14 protein-coding genes are annotated in these 14,567 nt (G+C 67.4%); 6 read left to right on the plus strand and 8 right to left on the minus strand.

Going from position 1 to position 14,567, the window contains the following annotated elements; all coding sequences use genetic code 11:
- Nucleotides 1-80: 80 nt before the first annotated feature.
- Complete coding sequence (gene mce, locus EPL04_RS03025) at nucleotides 81-464, minus strand: methylmalonyl-CoA epimerase (protein ID WP_134669298.1); 384 nt, start codon at nucleotides 462-464, stop codon at nucleotides 81-83.
- A gap of 101 nt (nucleotides 465-565) precedes the next feature.
- Between mce and EPL04_RS03030 the strand changes: the two genes are divergently transcribed.
- The gene (locus EPL04_RS03030; protein ID WP_134669300.1) at nucleotides 566-1,687 is read left to right on the plus strand and encodes an aminotransferase class V-fold PLP-dependent enzyme; all 1,122 of its coding nucleotides are present in this window, start codon (nucleotides 566-568) and stop codon (nucleotides 1,685-1,687) included.
- 42 nt (nucleotides 1,688-1,729) lie between these two features.
- Here EPL04_RS03030 and EPL04_RS03035 read toward each other — a convergent pair whose 3' ends face one another.
- On the minus strand, nucleotides 1,730-3,412 hold the full coding sequence (locus EPL04_RS03035; protein ID WP_134669302.1) for an acyl-CoA mutase large subunit family protein: 1,683 nt from the start codon (nucleotides 3,410-3,412) through the stop codon (nucleotides 1,730-1,732).
- A gap of 147 nt (nucleotides 3,413-3,559) precedes the next feature.
- On the opposite strand from EPL04_RS03035, the gene EPL04_RS03040 reads away from it, so the two are divergent.
- Nucleotides 3,560-4,828 (plus strand): HAD family hydrolase, encoded by a 1,269-nt coding sequence (locus EPL04_RS03040; protein WP_134669303.1) that lies wholly within the window; start codon nucleotides 3,560-3,562, stop codon nucleotides 4,826-4,828.
- A 15-nt stretch (nucleotides 4,829-4,843) separates the two neighbouring features.
- Here the strand turns inward: EPL04_RS03040 and EPL04_RS03045 are convergent, their stop codons facing one another.
- Nucleotides 4,844-5,116 carry a MoaD/ThiS family protein gene (locus tag EPL04_RS03045; RefSeq protein WP_134669305.1) on the minus strand — a complete coding sequence of 91 codons (273 nt, stop codon included), beginning with the start codon at nucleotides 5,114-5,116 and terminating at the stop codon, nucleotides 4,844-4,846.
- Between the two features lie 99 nt (nucleotides 5,117-5,215).
- Here EPL04_RS03045 and EPL04_RS03050 point away from each other — a divergent pair, with 99 nt between their 5' ends.
- A complete protein-coding gene (locus EPL04_RS03050; protein WP_134669307.1) occupies nucleotides 5,216-6,133 on the plus strand; it encodes a dihydrodipicolinate synthase family protein in 918 nt (305 codons plus the stop codon).
- A gap of 372 nt (nucleotides 6,134-6,505) precedes the next feature.
- Complete coding sequence (locus EPL04_RS03055; protein WP_134669308.1) at nucleotides 6,506-7,741, plus strand: mandelate racemase/muconate lactonizing enzyme family protein; 1,236 nt, start codon at nucleotides 6,506-6,508, stop codon at nucleotides 7,739-7,741.
- A 216-nt stretch (nucleotides 7,742-7,957) separates the two neighbouring features.
- Here EPL04_RS03055 and EPL04_RS03060 read toward each other — a convergent pair whose 3' ends face one another.
- The 3 genes from EPL04_RS03060 to EPL04_RS03070 all read right to left on the minus strand — a co-directional run bounded on the left by EPL04_RS03060 (nucleotide 7,958) and on the right by EPL04_RS03070 (nucleotide 10,442).
- Complete coding sequence (locus EPL04_RS03060) at nucleotides 7,958-8,491, minus strand: hypothetical protein (RefSeq protein WP_134669310.1); 534 nt, start codon at nucleotides 8,489-8,491, stop codon at nucleotides 7,958-7,960.
- Nucleotides 8,492-8,721: 230 nt separating this feature from the next.
- On the minus strand, nucleotides 8,722-9,333 hold the full coding sequence (locus tag EPL04_RS03065; RefSeq protein ID WP_134669311.1) for a hypothetical protein: 612 nt from the start codon (nucleotides 9,331-9,333) through the stop codon (nucleotides 8,722-8,724).
- Nucleotides 9,333-10,442: a DUF3179 domain-containing protein gene (locus EPL04_RS03070; RefSeq protein WP_134669313.1), complete on the minus strand. Its 1,110-nt coding sequence runs from the start codon at nucleotides 10,440-10,442 to the stop codon at nucleotides 9,333-9,335. Before EPL04_RS03070 ends, EPL04_RS03065 begins: the two co-directional genes overlap by 1 nt.
- A gap of 191 nt (nucleotides 10,443-10,633) precedes the next feature.
- On the opposite strand from EPL04_RS03070, the gene EPL04_RS03075 reads away from it, so the two are divergent.
- Together EPL04_RS03075 and EPL04_RS03080 are read left to right on the plus strand one after the other, a co-directional pair.
- Complete coding sequence (locus tag EPL04_RS03075) at nucleotides 10,634-11,374, plus strand: SRPBCC family protein (protein WP_134669315.1); 741 nt, start codon at nucleotides 10,634-10,636, stop codon at nucleotides 11,372-11,374.
- 13 nt (nucleotides 11,375-11,387) lie between these two features.
- On the plus strand, nucleotides 11,388-12,557 hold the full coding sequence (locus EPL04_RS03080) for a zinc-dependent alcohol dehydrogenase (RefSeq protein ID WP_134669317.1): 1,170 nt from the start codon (nucleotides 11,388-11,390) through the stop codon (nucleotides 12,555-12,557).
- A gap of 169 nt (nucleotides 12,558-12,726) precedes the next feature.
- Here EPL04_RS03080 and EPL04_RS03085 read toward each other — a convergent pair whose 3' ends face one another.
- Complete coding sequence (locus EPL04_RS03085) at nucleotides 12,727-13,827, minus strand: CAP domain-containing protein (RefSeq protein ID WP_134669319.1); 1,101 nt, start codon at nucleotides 13,825-13,827, stop codon at nucleotides 12,727-12,729.
- Nucleotides 13,828-13,979: 152 nt separating this feature from the next.
- Nucleotides 13,980-14,519: a peptide-methionine (S)-S-oxide reductase MsrA gene (msrA, locus tag EPL04_RS03090; RefSeq protein WP_134669321.1), complete on the minus strand. Its 540-nt coding sequence runs from the start codon at nucleotides 14,517-14,519 to the stop codon at nucleotides 13,980-13,982.
- Nucleotides 14,520-14,567 lie beyond the last annotated feature (48 nt).

The raw sequence follows: 14,567 nt of genomic DNA on the forward strand, positions 1-14,567 counted from the left end.
CGGTCGGAGCAGTTAAGACTATGGGAGCCACTCGCAGGGGAACCGACGCGTCGGGGCGGCGCGCGCGCGTCGGGAGACTCTCAGTGCTCGACGAACTCGATCAGCGCCCCCCCGGTCGACTTCGGGTGGAGGAACGCGACGTCGTGGCCCCACGCGCCGGGGCGGGGCTCCTCGTCGATCAGGTCGACGCCGTGGTCGCGGACGGCGTCGAGCGCGGCCGCGACGTCCTCGGTAGCGAGCGCGAGGTGGTGGAGCCCCGGCCCGTTCGCGTCGAGGTAGCGCGCGATAGTGCCGTCCTCGATCGGTTCGAGCAACTCGAAGTAGCCCTCGCCGAGTTCGAGGAAGACGACCCGAAGCCCGTCGAACTCCTCCTCGTGGGCCACCGGCGCGTCGAACAGGTCGGCGTACAGTTCGGCGAGCCCGGCCGCGTCGTCGGTCGCGATGCCGGCGTGGTCAAAGCGCATGGCCGATGGCTCGGCTCGCTCGGAGATAACTCCGGTGATCCGGGGCGCCCGCAGTTGTCGCTTCGACAGTCTTTATCAGACCGTCGGCCGTGCCGACGACCATGGAGCCGACCGATCTCCGCGCTGACATCCCCGCGCTCGACCGAACGATCTACATGAACACGGGGGCGGCGAGCCCGAGCCCCGCCCGGGTTGTCGACGCCGTCGAGGACTGTCTCGAACATCAGGAGTACGAGGCGCCCGCCGCGGAGGGCGCCTACCCCGCGGCTTTCGGGGTGTTAGACGAGACTCGCGAGGTCGTCGCCGACCACCTCGGCGCGACCGTCGAGGAGATCGCGCTCACCCAGAGCACGACCGACGGAATCAATCGGATCGCGGCCGCGCTCGACTGGGAGCCCGGCGACACGGTGGTCCGGACCGACCTCGAACACTCCTCGGGCATCCTGCCGTGGAAACGACTCGCGCGCCGGGGCGTCGAAGTCGAGGTGCTCGACAGCGAGGCCGGACGGATCGACCTCGACGCGGCCGCCGACGCGATCGCGGACGCCGACCTCGTCTGTCTGAGTTCGCTGACCTGGACCCACGGCACGCTCCTGCCGGTCGAGGAGATCGTCGAACTCGCCCACGACGCCGGCGCACTCGTGCTCGTCGACGCCGTCCAGTGTCCGGGCCAGATGGAGACCGACGTGACCGAGTGGGGCGCGGACTTCGTGGCGGGCGCGGGCCACAAGTGGTTGCTCGGCCCGTTCGGCGCGGGCTTTCTCTACGTTCGGGAGGGCGCCGAGCGCCACCTCGACCCCGCACACATCGGGTATCGGAGCGTCGAGGACCCCAACGCCGAGGCGTACGCCTACGAACCGGGCGCGAACCGACTCGAAGTCGGGACGGTCTCGCCCGCGCCGTACGCCGGGCTCGCCGAGTCGATCGAGATCGTCGAGGAGATCGGCTACGACACCATAGAGGCCCGCATCGAGGAGCTCACCGACCGGCTGAAGGCGGGGATCGTCGACGCCGACGGCGTCGAACTGCTGAGCCCCCGCGAGTACGAGTCGGGGCTCGTCACCTTCCGGGTCGACGGCGCCGACGCCGAGGCGCTGGTCGAGGAGTACGCCGACGACGGGGTGCGGATTCGGGACCTGCCGTACCCCGACGGGGCGGTCCGGGCGTCGACCCACGTCTTCAACACGGCCGAGGACGTCGACGCGCTGGTCGAACTGCTCTGAGACGGGGCCTCGCGGTCGGTCGGCCGCTCCGATCGGCCCGGATCAGATCGCGGCGCCGGGCTGGTACTCGCCGAACGTCTCCCGGAGCACGTTGCAGACCTCGCCGACGGTCGCGTACGCCTTGACCGCGTCGACGATGTACGGCATGAGGTTGTCCTCGCCCTCGGCGGCCTCGCGGAGCGCCGCGAGCGCGGCCTCGACCGCCTCGTCGTCGCGGTCGGCTTTCACCTCGTTCAGCCGGTCGATCTGCTTCTGTTCTTCCTCCTCGGTGACCTCCTGGATGTCGACCTCGGGCTCCTCGTCGACCTCGAACTCGTTGACGCCGACGATGACCCGCTCTTTCTCCTCGATCTCGCGTTGGCGCTCGTAGGCGACGTCCTGGATCTGGCGCTGGACCCACTGGTCCTCGATCGCCCGGCGCATCCCGCCCTTCTGGTCGACGGTGTCGAGGATGTCGAACGCCTCGGCCTCGACGTCGTCGGTCAGGCTCTCGACGTAGTAGCTCCCCGCCAGCGGGTCGATGGTGTCGGCCGCCCCCGACTCGTGGGCGAGGATCTGTTGGGTCCGCAAGGCGGTCCGGACGCTCTCTTCGGTCGGGAGCGCGAGCGCCTCGTCTTTGCCGTTGGTGTGGAGGCTCTGGGTCCCCCCGAGCACCGCCGCCAGCGCCTGATAGGCCACCCGGACGATGTTGTTGTCGACCTGCTGGGCGGTCAGGGTCGAGCCCGCGGTCTGGGTGTGGAACTTGAGCTGTTTGGACTTGGGGTTCTGGGCGTCGAAGCGCTCGTCCATGATCGTCGCCCACATCCGCCGGGCCGCCCGGAACTTCGCGACCTCTTCGAGGATGTTGTTGTGGGCGTTGAAGAAAAAGGAGAGCTGGGGGGCGAACTCGTCGACGTCGAGTCCGGCGTCGAGGGCCGCCTCGACGTACTCGATGCCGTTGCCGAGGGTAAACGCGAGCTCCTGGGCGGCGGTCGCGCCCGCCTCCCGGACGTGGTAGCCCGAGATCGAGATAGTGTTGAACTTCGGGGTCTCGGCCGCGCAGAACTCGAAGATGTCGGTGATGATCCGCATCGAGGGCTCGGGCGGGTAGATGTAGGTGTTGCGCGCGATGTACTCTTTCAGGAGGTCGTTCTGGATCGTGCCCCGAAGCTCCTCGCGGTCGACGCCCTGCTTGTCGCCGACCGCGATGTACATCGCCAGCAGGACCGACGCGGGCGCGTTGATCGTCATCGACGTCGAGACCTCGTCGAGCGGGATGCCGTCGAAGACGGTCTCCATGTCCCGGAGCGAGTCGATCGCGACCCCGGACTTGCCGACCTCGCCGGCCGCCATGTCGGCGTCCGAGTCGTACCCCATCTGGGTCGGCAGGTCGAACGCCATCGACAGCCCCGACGAGCCGTTCTCGATGAGGTACTCGAAGCGCTCGTTGGTCTCCTCGGGCGTGCCGAACCCGGCGTACTGGCGCATGGTCCAGAGCCGGCCGCGGTGCATCGTCGAGTACGGACCGCGGGTGTACGGCTCCTCGCCGGGGAAGCCAAGATCCTCCTCGTAGTCGAGCTCGGCGACGTCGTCGGGCGTGTACAGCCGTTTCACGTCTTGGCCGCCGGTGTCGGTGGTGAACTCCGCTTTGCGCTCGCCGAACCGCTCGACCGTGGGCCCGACGGTCTCGTCTTCCCAGTCCTCGCGGGCCTCGCGGATCTCCGCGAGGTCGTCGGCGTCGAACATTATCTGAACCGACGGCCGGGCCGGTCTTAACCCTTGGCGGATCGGAGTCGTCGCGGTCTCGGGGGCCGACCGGCGGGCTCGCGCGCCGAATTCGCCCGCCGACGCCCCCACCACGAGCTTTATGCCCGACAGCGACCCAGTTCGGGCATGGAGCGCTACGACCAGCTCTACCGGCTCTACGACGAGTTCGACGCGGCGACCCTGCGCGCGCTACAGGACTTCGTCGACCTCTTTCCGCCGGTCGACTCGCGGGTCGCCCTCGAACACTGGCAGGAGGCCAGCGACGACCTCGCCGACCGCAAAGAGACCGTCCGGTCGGCGTTCCCGGACGCCGGCGAGACGTTCTGTGATCTGGCGGCCCACGCCACCCGCGATCAGGCGTTCACCGGCCTCGACCTCCACGCCAAGTACGACCGGGGGATCAACGTCCTCGTGCTCGACGTCGACGAGACCCTGCGGTCGGCCGGCGGCACCGACAACGAGATCCCCCGCGAGACGCTCCACCTCCTGACGGAGTTCCACGAGGGCGGGGTCCCAATCGTGGTCTGTACCGGCCAGACCCTCGAGAACGTCAAGGGGTTCTTGATCCAGGGGCTCGGCAACGAACTCGTCCACTCCGGGGACCTGAGCGTGGTGTACGAGGCCGGGACCGGGGTGTTCACCCCCGGCCACGGCGCGGACACCAAGCGCCTGCTCTACGAGGACCTCGACGAGGACATCCGGTCGATCTTCGACGACGTGCGCGCCCGCGTCCTCTCGGACGCCCCCGAGGCGCTCCGGCGGGGGTGTCACCTCCAGGGCAACGAGTTCAACGTCACGCTGAAACCCAACTTCGAGACGGGGAGCCCGGAGGCCGCCGAGGTCATCGACCGAGCGCTCGTCTACGAACTCGACCTGCTGGGCGAGGCGGTCGTTCGGCGGGTCGGCACCGACGCCGCCGACCCGGAGGCGAACGCCCCTGCCGGCGAGTGGGCCCGCGCCTACTACGCCGATCAGGACCCCGAGATCCGGGCGGTCCTCGAAGCCGAGGGCCGAACGCCAGACTGCGCGCCCGACGACGCGCCCGAGCCGGTCCGGTCGGTGTTCGAGCGCATCGACGTGGCGTACTACGAGGCCGACGCCGCCGAGATCGGGAGTCTCGAACTCAACAAGGTCGCGGGCGTGCAGGCGGCCTTCGACGTGCTCGGCATCGAGGACCCCTTCACCGCGGTGATGGGCGACAGCAAGAGCGACCTCAGAGTGATGGAGTGGATCGCGGAGAACGACTGCGGGGTGGCGGCCGCGCCCGAGCACGCCTCCCGGGACGTGCTCGACCACGTCATCAGGACCGACGAACTCGTCTTCGACCGGGGGAAGGCCGGGGACGTGCTCCGGACGGTGTACGCGCTGAACCGGCTGGCGAGTCTGGGAGCGTAGCGACGAGCGACCGGCTCAGACGTTGAGTTCGAACCGAACCGTATCGCCGTTTTCGAGCGAGCTCGCGGTCGAGAGCGTCTCGCCGGCGTCGACGGATTCGCGGACCACCACGGTGTCCGAGCGCAGGCGCTCGCCGTCGAGGACGCCCGCCCGGACCTGCGGCCCGTAGGAGTCGGCGAACTTCTCGACTACGTCCCGGAGAGTCGCGTCCTCGGGCACCGCGATGCGGGCCTCGCGGGTCCCGGTGCGGGCGACCAGCGTCCCCGTGAGCTTGACGGTCACGTTCATACCACACCCTCCGGATCCCATCGACTAAAAGTTTACTCACTCTCGAAAAAGTACTCTCGCACGGAACGGCTTAAGGACGCGGCTCCCGACGCGACGAACATGGGCAACGCACCACCACCGGGTTCGGACGACCCGCTCGACGTTCGCGGGGTCGTGCCGCCGACGATCACCGCATTCGACGAGGACGAATCGGTCGATTACGAGGCGACCGCGGCCCACGCGCGGTTCGTCGTCGACCGGGGCGCCCACGGGGTCTTCCCGCTGGGGACCAACGGCGAGTTCCCGCTACTGACCCCCGAGGAGCGCGACGACGTGGTCGAGGCGGTCGTCGAGACCGTCGGCGGCGACGTCCCCGTCATCGCGGGGGTCGGCGCGCCGAGCACCCGCCAGACGGTCGCTCACGCCGAGCGCGCCGAGATGGTCGGCGCCGACGGTGTGGTCGTGGTCACGCCGTACTACTACCCGCTCGACCGAGAGGCCGCGGTCGAGCACTACCGGCGGGTGGCCGAGTCGGTCGACCTTCCGGTGTACGTCTATCACATCCCGAGCAAGACCGGCAACTCGCTGTCGCTGGAGACCCTCGACGCGCTCGCCGACGTCGACAACCTCGTCGGACTCAAGGATTCGAGCAAGGACGTGCCGTGGCTCGGACAGGCGATCGACGCCCACCCCGAGTTGACGTTTCTCGCGGGGTCGGACTCGCTTCTGTTCCCGGGGCTCGAAGTCGGTTGTGCCGGCGTCGTCAGCGCGGTCGCCAACGCCTTCCCCGAACTCGTCGTCGACCTCTACGAGGCCTACGACGACGGCGACGAGGAGCGGGCCCGGACCCTCCAGAGCGAGGTGTACGAGGTTCGGCCGGCGCTGAAGCGCGGGCCGTACATGGCAGGGGTCAAGACCGCCCTCGACCTGCGCGCGGTCGACTTCGAACCGGGGCCGCTCCGGAGCCCGCTTCGGAAGATGGACGACGCCGATCGCGACGCGCTGGGAGACGATCTCGCCGACCTCGACCTTCTGTAGCGGTTTCGGGCCGCCGTCCCGTTTTTATCGACCGTAAACGGTCGCAAGGCTTAACATTTTCAGTGCTAACATTTAGCACGGTGTCGGAGATCACGACTGATCGTCGACCCCGCTCGCGGAACCGCCCGACAGCTCGCCGCTCCGCCAGTCGATCCAACACATCATGACACCGCTCCCATCCCGTCTCGACAAACGGACCGTCCTGGGGGGACAGTACCTGATCGTCGGTGGCGCCCTCGCCCTCCCGCCGGGCGAGCCCGCGCTGGCGGCGCCGCTGGTCGCCGCCGGCGCGTACCTGCTTTTCGGCCGGCGGCGAGAGTCCGCCTGGACCGTACCCTCTAAATTTTTACTCCGTGCCAAGTAAGTCCCTTCATGGTGCGCAACTACGCGGAGCTCCACGACCCGAACGCCGAGTACACGATGCGGGACCTCTCGTCGGCGTCGATGGGGCTGGACCGCGAGCGCGGCGACCGCGAGGTCGAGATCACGGACGTCCAGACCACGATGATCGACGGGAACTTCCCGTGGACGCTCGTGCGCGTGTACACCGACGCGGGCGTGGTCGGGACCGGCGAGGCCTACTGGGGCGCGGGCGTCCCCGAACTCGTCCAGCGGATGAGGCCGTTCCTCGTCGGCGAGAACCCCCTCGACATCGACCGACTGTACGAGCACCTCGTCCAGAAGATGTCGGGCGAGGGCTCGATCGAGGGCGTCACCGTCACCGCGATCTCGGGGATCGAAGTCGCGCTCCACGACCTCGCCGGAAAGCTGCTGGGCGTGCCCGCCTACCAACTACTCGGCGGGAAGTATCGCGACGAGGTGCGGGTGTACTGCGACTGTCACACCGCCGACGAAGCCGACCCCGAGGCCTGCGCCGACGAGGCCGAACGCGTCGTCGAGGAACTGGGCTACGACGCGCTGAAGTTCGACCTCGACGTGCCCTCGGGCCACGAGAAGGATCGGGCGAACCGCCACCTCCGGAACCCCGAGATCGACCACAAGGTCGAGATCGTCGAGGCGGTCACCGAGCGCGTGGGCGACCGGGCGGACGTGGCCTTCGACTGCCACTGGACGTTCTCGACCGGTAGCGCCAAGCGACTCGCGACCGCGTTAGAGGCCTACGACGTCTGGTGGCTCGAAGACCCCGTTCCGCCGGAGAACCACGACGTCCAGAAGAACGTCACCCACTCGACGACCGTGCCGATCGCGGCGGGCGAGAACGTCTACCGCAAGCACGGCCAGCGCCGCCTCCTCGAAGAGCAGGCGGTCGACATCGTCGCGCCCGACATGCCGAAGGTCGGCGGGATGCGCGAGACCCGCAAGATCGCCGACGTGGCCGACACCTACTACACGCCGGTCGCGATGCACAACGTCTCCTCGCCGGTCGCCACGATGGCCTCCGCCCACGTCGGCACCGCCATCCCGAACTCGCTCGCGGTCGAGTACCACAGCTACCAGCTCGGCTGGTGGGAGGACCTCGTCGAGGAGGACGTCATCGAGGACGGCTACATCGAGATTCCCGAGGAGCCGGGGCTCGGCGTGACCCTCGACATGGACGTCGTCGAGGAGAAGATGGTCGCCGGCGAGACGTTGTTCGACGAAGCGTAGCTTCGTCGGGCTCGCGGAGCTTGCTCCGCGGCGTTCGACCCGGCCTAAGCCGGGTCAAACCGGCGAATCTTCGATTCGACTCGTTCGACGAAGCGTAGCTTCGTCGGGCTCGAAAATCTCCGATCGGAGCCGTTCGACGGCTCCGTCTCGACCGTCTGAAAACACCGCGTGGGACGTGGGTCCCGAGATTCTTCGACGGAGGAGACCGGATGCGCGCTACTGAACGAGCGATTCGAGGCGTTTGCGGAGGTCTTTTGCCGCGTTTGTGACCCGTCGCCGACGGCGGGATTTGGCATCGACCGTCGTGTCGTGGCTCTCGATCCAACGGCGCATCGTACTGCTACCGGCTTCCCGGTCGATGCCGACCTGCCGGATGTGTTTGATCGGGTGGCGCAGCCAGTTGTACTCCTCGTGGGCGAACACGTCGAGATACTCCGGCGAGTGGGCGATGAGGATGACGTGGAGCTGTCTGTCGGCCAGCCGTGACTGTCGATACGTCCAGCTACCGTTTGGCTCCGCTCCGACCGGCGGCCGGTGGTACCACGCCAGCGGGTCCCACTCGAACCCGTGTTCTCTGAGCGTCTCCGTGAACTCGTCCAGCGGTTGCTCGATGGTGCCGACGTATTCGGTGTCCAGAAGGCGGTACTCGGGCTGGCCGAAAGTGCGCGCGAGTCGGGTGAGCGAGGGCCCGAGTCGCTGTCTCACGAGGTAGGGAACGTCCGGTTCGAGAGTTTCGACGATGCTCCGCATTTAGTACCCACTGGGTTTCCAGCACCTCAAAACTATTGCACGCCCCGAGAAACGCAAGCGTAGTGAGACGCCGCGACGGCCTGATCCGAACGGGCCCACGCCGTGCTGAGACTCTCCGCCGTATCCCGGGCGATTATTGTCATCCACCAGTAGATTCTACAGGACCGTTCGATCCCGAAACAAGTTCGCCCGAGACGGCCGGTCAAAAACGCGCTGAGAGCCCACCGGGGCTACTCAGACGGCACCTGAACCAACGCGGGATTCACCTGCCGACCCACCCACAGGAGACTCCCGACCAGCAACACCACCGCGGCGGGGACGAGCCACTGAAAGACGGTCACGACGGCAGTGGAGGCCTGAATTCCGAAGACGATGAGGACGATCGGCCCACAGCAGGCCGCCCCGGACGCCAGCGCCGGAACGCCGGCCAGCAGTCCCGAGGTCGACGAGCCGATGCCACAGGCGGTCGGCTGGGTCCACGCGAGGTACGTCACGGCGAGATTGAGCCCGACGAGCACGGCGACCCCGAGCCCGACGACGGTGTTCAGCGAGAACAGATAGGTGGCGGCCCCGAACTCGACGAGCGCGACCGGTTCGAACGAGAGAGCGCCGTTGGCCGGACGGAAGAGCTTCCCCATCGGGTCCGAGGCGACGAGGACTCCCACGTCGGTGCGCCCGAACGTCAGGAGATCGCCGAGCCAGAGGTACGCCACCAGATAGAGCGCCGTGACGCCGCCGAACACCGCGAATCCGTCGCGTCGGCCGAGGGCGGCGACGACCGCGTACCGAGTCCGGGAGACGGTCCGACGAATCGCCCCGCGCTCGCCGGTGTCGGTCGCCATCAGCCCACCACCGCCGTGCTCGGGTAGAACCCAGACCACGCGAACCACATGGCGTCGAACGCGTACGCTCGGTCCAGCGGGAGCGCCGCCGGATCGTGGGCGGTGGCGTCGCCGGCGATCGCCCGCCCGTCCTCGTAGTCGAACGACGCGCCGTCCGGGTTCCGGTACACGTAGCCCGTCTCGAGTTCGGAGTCGTAGACCGCCAGATGCGGAGTGTCGCCCGCCGTCCCCGACAGGAGGCGGTCCTCGCGGAGCGCGTCCGCCTCGAACGCGATCCGCCCCTCGTCGGTCCGAGCGCCGATCACGACGCGCTTGGCCGGGAACGTGTCGTCGTCGCCGAGCGCCGGGAACAGCGTCGAGTCCCGGTCGTAGTAGCCGCCCCGATTCGGGACGTAGGTGCCGTACGGATCGGTCCCGTAGTCCCGGACGTGACCGGTCTCCTCGGTGAGGACCGCCGTCTCGGGGACGGCCGCCTTCCACCGGCCCCACCGAGTCCAGACCAGTCGGAACTCCCGGAGGGATTCGCCCTCGAGTGGGCCCGAGATAGCGGTGCCGAGGATCTGGGGCCACCGGCTGTCGGTCTCGCGGTCGTACATGATCAGGTTGTTGTTGACCAGATCGCCCGAGACGCCGAACTCAGTCTCGCCCCGGCGAAACCCCATCGCGGTGCCGGTCAGCGGGCAGTAGGTTATCGCCACCGGCTCGCCGCCGATCGCGTCGTTCGCGACCTCGTGGTGGACCAAAATTCGGCGGGGATAGGCCTTCGCCTCGCCGTTTCGAACGACACCGAACACAACCGCCCTGTCGTCGAGGTCCGCGTCGGCCGCCTCGGCCGGCCGGAACGTCGGCTCATCGATCGACGGGATGCCGTCTTTCGGCGGGCCGCCGTTCTGGATCTCGCTCCGGAGCGCGTCGAACTCGTGCTCGACCGGGAGCGTCGACCGGGCGAGCGGAATCCCGGCCTCGATCCGGCTCGCGGTCGGCGACGCGGTGCCCGCTGTCGTCGATTCGGCCGCGTCGTCGACCGACGGACCGGCGCTGGTACACCCCGCGAGCGAGACCGCCGCCGCGACCGCCCCGAGAAACCGCCGCCGTGAAGTCGGAGTCATGCCCGCCGGTAGCCCCCGAGTATAGTTAACGCTTCTACGGCTGTGGCGTCGGGACGCACACCCGCCGGTATCCCGGCACGGCGCCCCCGAGACCACAGCCACAAACGCCAAACCGGAGAGTCTCGATTACACCCTGCGGGTCGTTCGCAGTCCGTCGCGGGCGTTCGAGAACCTACGGAGGCACACATTCGATGACGACACGATCACGAGACACGGAGCGTACTCGGCGAGCGTCCAGTTCCGACAGATCCGACCGCCCGATCGCCGACCGGGCCAAGCGCGCCGCGTCGGCCGCCGTCGGCGGCGCGCTCGTCGTCGGCGGTCTGCGGCGCCGCTCGCTCTCGGGAGCGGGGGCGGCGCTGGTCGGCGGCTGGCTGATGTCCCGAGCCCTCGGGTCCCGACCCGACCCGGACGGGCAAGACGTCCCCACCCGACCGACCGGCCCGGTGACGTTCAGCCGGTCGAAGACCGTCGGCGCGTCCGCCGACGAGTGCTACGAGACCTGGCGGGATCCCGATCAGCTCTCCCGGATCATGGCGGAGTTCGCAGACGTGACCCGGTCGGGCGACGATCGCTTTCGGTGGACCGTCCACGGCCCGCTCGGCCGAGACGTCTCCTGGGAGACCCGGATCGCGGAGGCCGAACCGGGCGAAGTGCTCCGCTGGGAGACGCCGCCGGACGCGACGCTCCCCAACGAGGGCGAGGTCCGCTTTCGGCCGGCGGCCGGCGACCGGGGGACGGTCGTGACGCTGTCGCTCAGCTTCGACCCGCCGGGCGGCGCGGTCGGTGGGACCGCGCTCGATCGGCTCGGTGTCGTCCCCGAGACCCTCGCGGGCGAGGCGCTGGGGCGGTTCAAGAGCCTCGTCGAGAGCGGCGAGATTCCGACGACGGAGGCGAACCCGTCGGCCCGCGGGAGCGGGGATCTGATATGAGAGGTGATCGCACATGAGAGCACTCACTTGGCACGGCGAACAGGACGTTCGGGTCGAGGAAGTCCCCAGACCCGAGATCGTGAATCCGACCGACGCGATCGTCGAGGTCACGGCCACCGCCATCTGTGGCTCGGACCTCCACCTCTACAACGGCCGGATGCCGACGATGCGCGAGGGCGACGTCCTCGGCCACGAACCGATGGGCGAGGTGGTCGAGGTCGGGACCGACGTCGAGACCCTCGCGGAGGGCGACCGGGTCGTGGTCCCGTTCACGATCAGCTGTGGCTCGTGTTGGTTCTGCGAGAACGACATGTACTCGCTGTGTGACAACTCGAACCCGAACGCCGAGCTCGCCCGGGAGATGATGGGCCAGTCGCCCGCGGGGCTGTTCGGCTACTCGCACCTGCTCGGGGGCTACGCCGGCGGGCAGGCGGAGTACCTGCGGGTGCCCTACGCCGACGTGGGGCCGGTGAAAGTCGACTCCGAGTTGCCCGACGAGCAGGTGTTGTTTCTCTCGGACGTCTTCCCGACCGGCTACATGGCCGCCGAGAACGCCGAGATCCAAGACGAGGACACGGTCGCGGTCTGGGGGTGTGGACCGGTCGGACAGTTCGCGATCCAGAGCGCCGAACTGCTGGGCGCCGACCGCGTGATCGCGATCGACCGGGTCCCCGAACGCCTGGAGATGGCCCGGGAGTACGGCGGCGCCGAGACCATCCACTACGAGGACGAGGACGTCTACGACCGGCTGATGGAGATGACCGGCGACCGCGGGCCCGACCGGTGTATCGACGCGGTCGGGACCGACGCCCACGGCACGGGACTCGCCGCGGCGTCGGACCGGGCGAAACAGAAGGCGAAGTTAGAGGACGACCGCCCGTACGTGCTCCGGGAGGCGATCCGGTGCTGTCGGAAGGGCGGGACCCTCTCAGTCCCGGGCGTCTACGTCGGGCGGGTGGACAACCTCCCGTTCGGGGCGGCGATGAACAAGGCGCTGACCATAAACACGGGCCAGACGCACGTCCAGCGCTACCTCGACCCGCTGTTGGAGACGATCGAGTCGGGCGAGATCGACCCCTCGTTCGTCGTCACCCACCGGGCGGATCTGGCGGACGGGCCGGAGCTCTACGAGACGTTCAACGACAAGGACGACGACTGCATCAAGGTGATACTGGAGCCGTAGGGGCGGCGGGAGCGAGTCCGGGCGCGCCGCGAGCGCCGCCGGGCCCCTACTGGGTCGCCGCCTCGCCGAACTGCTCGCGGGCCTTTTCGGCCTTGAGTTCGGCCGTATCGCGGTCGTTGAAATTCTACATCTACAAGAATACGTCTGGAAAGTACTGAACAGATGTGAATTAGCAGAAATTCTGCGTAGCGTACACTCGGGTCTTCCCGTCGATTTTGAGTGTGTAGATGCCGATACCCTCGTTCTCCCAGTACGGCTTTAAAATATTCTTCCGATGACCTGTTGAGTTCATCCACTGGCCAACGAGTCCCGTCGCAACTTCCTGCTCGTTCGCATAGTAAACCGTGTCCCCACTCTCCCGAACGACCTTCTCGTATGCGTAGGTGTAGGCGATGTTCTCCGCGCCTGTTGCATACCGGTTCCCGCTCATCTCCACTCGGCAATCATAGCCGAATTCGTCGTACCGGTCGGCCATCGTCTCGCCGTCCGGCGACGTGTGAGCGAAGTACTCGTTCTGTCCCATGTCCTTGCTGTGAGAGCGTGCGATCTGCCGTAGTTCCGCGTCAAATTGGATTGGCCGCAGATCGTGTGCACGCCTCCGGTCGTTGATTTCTTCGTGAACCAGGTGCTCGATCTTCGTCCGGTTCAAGTCGTCGTCACCAACCAATCGGCCCACCGAAGAGCTATTCATCGAGTTAGCATCGTAGTCGGTAACGTTGGCGACCGCACCGCCCGCGTCGTCCATCGCAGATTCCGCTGAACCGACGTCCACCGGGAACCCCGGCACGCCGACCAGTCCGAGTTGCCCGACCGCGGCGGTTCCGAGAGTGAGAACCAACAGCGCGCGAAGCGAAAAGAACCGCCGGAAGAGAGCCCCGCCGATAGCAAACGGATGAACGATGATGTCGATGCGGCGGTCGAAGATCGAGTCGTGCTGTTTCTCCCGAACTCCGTCTAGCTCGTGGTTTCGATCCTCCTCAGCCGTGGTTTCGACAGGGGGACTCGAGTCGAGGTTTTCGACCGCCTCGTCTGTCCTGTCGGCGCGGGTTCTTCCGCTTTCCATCGGGTCGGGAGAACCTGAATCGGTAGAAGAGTCGACCGCCGAATCGGCCAACGCGCTCTCGAAGTGCTTTCCGGCGTTGCTTGCGGGGCGGGCCGATGGACAGTCGCGTTTCTCAGGTAGCGTATGCGGAGAGCAAACAGTTCGGCCACAGTAGTTGCAGGTGTGCAGTAGGCCGTCTGCCTCTCCGCAGAGAGAGCGGTTTCTCATTGTCCGCTCTCGTAAGCCGTCCTCGGTTAATTATTTTCTCACGTATGTCGAGTCCGATAAAATATCACCTGTCGTTAGGTTCGCCCCTCGACGCATCCTGCGAGCGGGATGGTCTACTGGCAGGATCGGTAGCCAGTTGGTCGTTTACAGCGTTAGTTTACCTGTGATGCGAACTGCTCGCGGACCTTCTTCACTTTGGGTTCGGCCTGAATCGAACAGTACTGGTCGTTCGGATTCTTCTCGTAGTAGTCCTGGTGGTACTCCTCGGCCTCGTAGAACTCCTCGAGGGGTTCGACCTCGGTCACGATCTCGTCGTCGTCGTAGGCGCCCTCGGCTTCGAGGCGCTCGATGAACGACTCGGCGGTCGCCTGCTGGTCGTCGTCGTGGGTGAAGATCGCCGATCGGTACTGGGTGCCCACGTCGGGACCCTGTCGGTTGAGCTGGGTCGGATCGTGGACCGTGAAAAACACCTGCAGGACGTCCTCGTAGGTGAGCGCCTCGGGGTCGTACTCGACAAGCACGACCTCGGCGTGGCCGGTGTCGCCCGAGCAGACCGCCTCGTAGGAGGGGTCCTCGACGTGGCCGCCCGCGTAGCCGGACGTGACCGACTCGACGCCGTCGAGTTGCTTGAACGCCGCCTCGGTACACCAGAAGCACCCGCCCGCGAGCGTGGCTCGTTCGGTTCGACTCATGGGCGATCGTAGGGGCCCCGAACGGTTAGGTCTGCGGGAAACGGAAGG

The sequence above is a fragment of the Halorussus marinus genome, assembly GCF_004521895.1.
In the GTDB taxonomy this organism is placed as follows: domain Archaea; phylum Halobacteriota; class Halobacteria; order Halobacteriales; family Haladaptataceae; genus Halorussus; species Halorussus marinus.

What these genes read in the sequence shown, in the direction of transcription:
- mce (WP_134669298.1), bottom strand. Translation starts at nt 464, where the DNA reads ATGCGCTTTGACCACGCCGGCATCGCGACCGACGACGCGGCCGGGCTC.
- EPL04_RS03030 (WP_134669300.1), top strand. Translation starts at nt 566, where the DNA reads ATGGAGCCGACCGATCTCCGCGCTGACATCCCCGCGCTCGACCGAACG.
- EPL04_RS03035 (WP_134669302.1), bottom strand. Translation starts at nt 3,412, where the DNA reads ATGTTCGACGCCGACGACCTCGCGGAGATCCGCGAGGCCCGCGAGGAC.
- EPL04_RS03040 (WP_134669303.1), top strand. Translation starts at nt 3,560, where the DNA reads ATGGAGCGCTACGACCAGCTCTACCGGCTCTACGACGAGTTCGACGCG.
- EPL04_RS03045 (WP_134669305.1), bottom strand. Translation starts at nt 5,116, where the DNA reads ATGAACGTGACCGTCAAGCTCACGGGGACGCTGGTCGCCCGCACCGGG.
- EPL04_RS03050 (WP_134669307.1), top strand. Translation starts at nt 5,216, where the DNA reads ATGGGCAACGCACCACCACCGGGTTCGGACGACCCGCTCGACGTTCGC.
- EPL04_RS03055 (WP_134669308.1), top strand. Translation starts at nt 6,506, where the DNA reads ATGGTGCGCAACTACGCGGAGCTCCACGACCCGAACGCCGAGTACACG.
- EPL04_RS03060 (WP_134669310.1), bottom strand. Translation starts at nt 8,491, where the DNA reads ATGCGGAGCATCGTCGAAACTCTCGAACCGGACGTTCCCTACCTCGTG.
- EPL04_RS03065 (WP_134669311.1), bottom strand. Translation starts at nt 9,333, where the DNA reads ATGGCGACCGACACCGGCGAGCGCGGGGCGATTCGTCGGACCGTCTCC.
- EPL04_RS03070 (WP_134669313.1), bottom strand. Translation starts at nt 10,442, where the DNA reads ATGACTCCGACTTCACGGCGGCGGTTTCTCGGGGCGGTCGCGGCGGCG.
- EPL04_RS03075 (WP_134669315.1), top strand. Translation starts at nt 10,634, where the DNA reads ATGACGACACGATCACGAGACACGGAGCGTACTCGGCGAGCGTCCAGT.
- EPL04_RS03080 (WP_134669317.1), top strand. Translation starts at nt 11,388, where the DNA reads ATGAGAGCACTCACTTGGCACGGCGAACAGGACGTTCGGGTCGAGGAA.
- EPL04_RS03085 (WP_134669319.1), bottom strand. Translation starts at nt 13,827, where the DNA reads ATGAGAAACCGCTCTCTCTGCGGAGAGGCAGACGGCCTACTGCACACC.
- msrA (WP_134669321.1), bottom strand. Translation starts at nt 14,519, where the DNA reads ATGAGTCGAACCGAACGAGCCACGCTCGCGGGCGGGTGCTTCTGGTGT.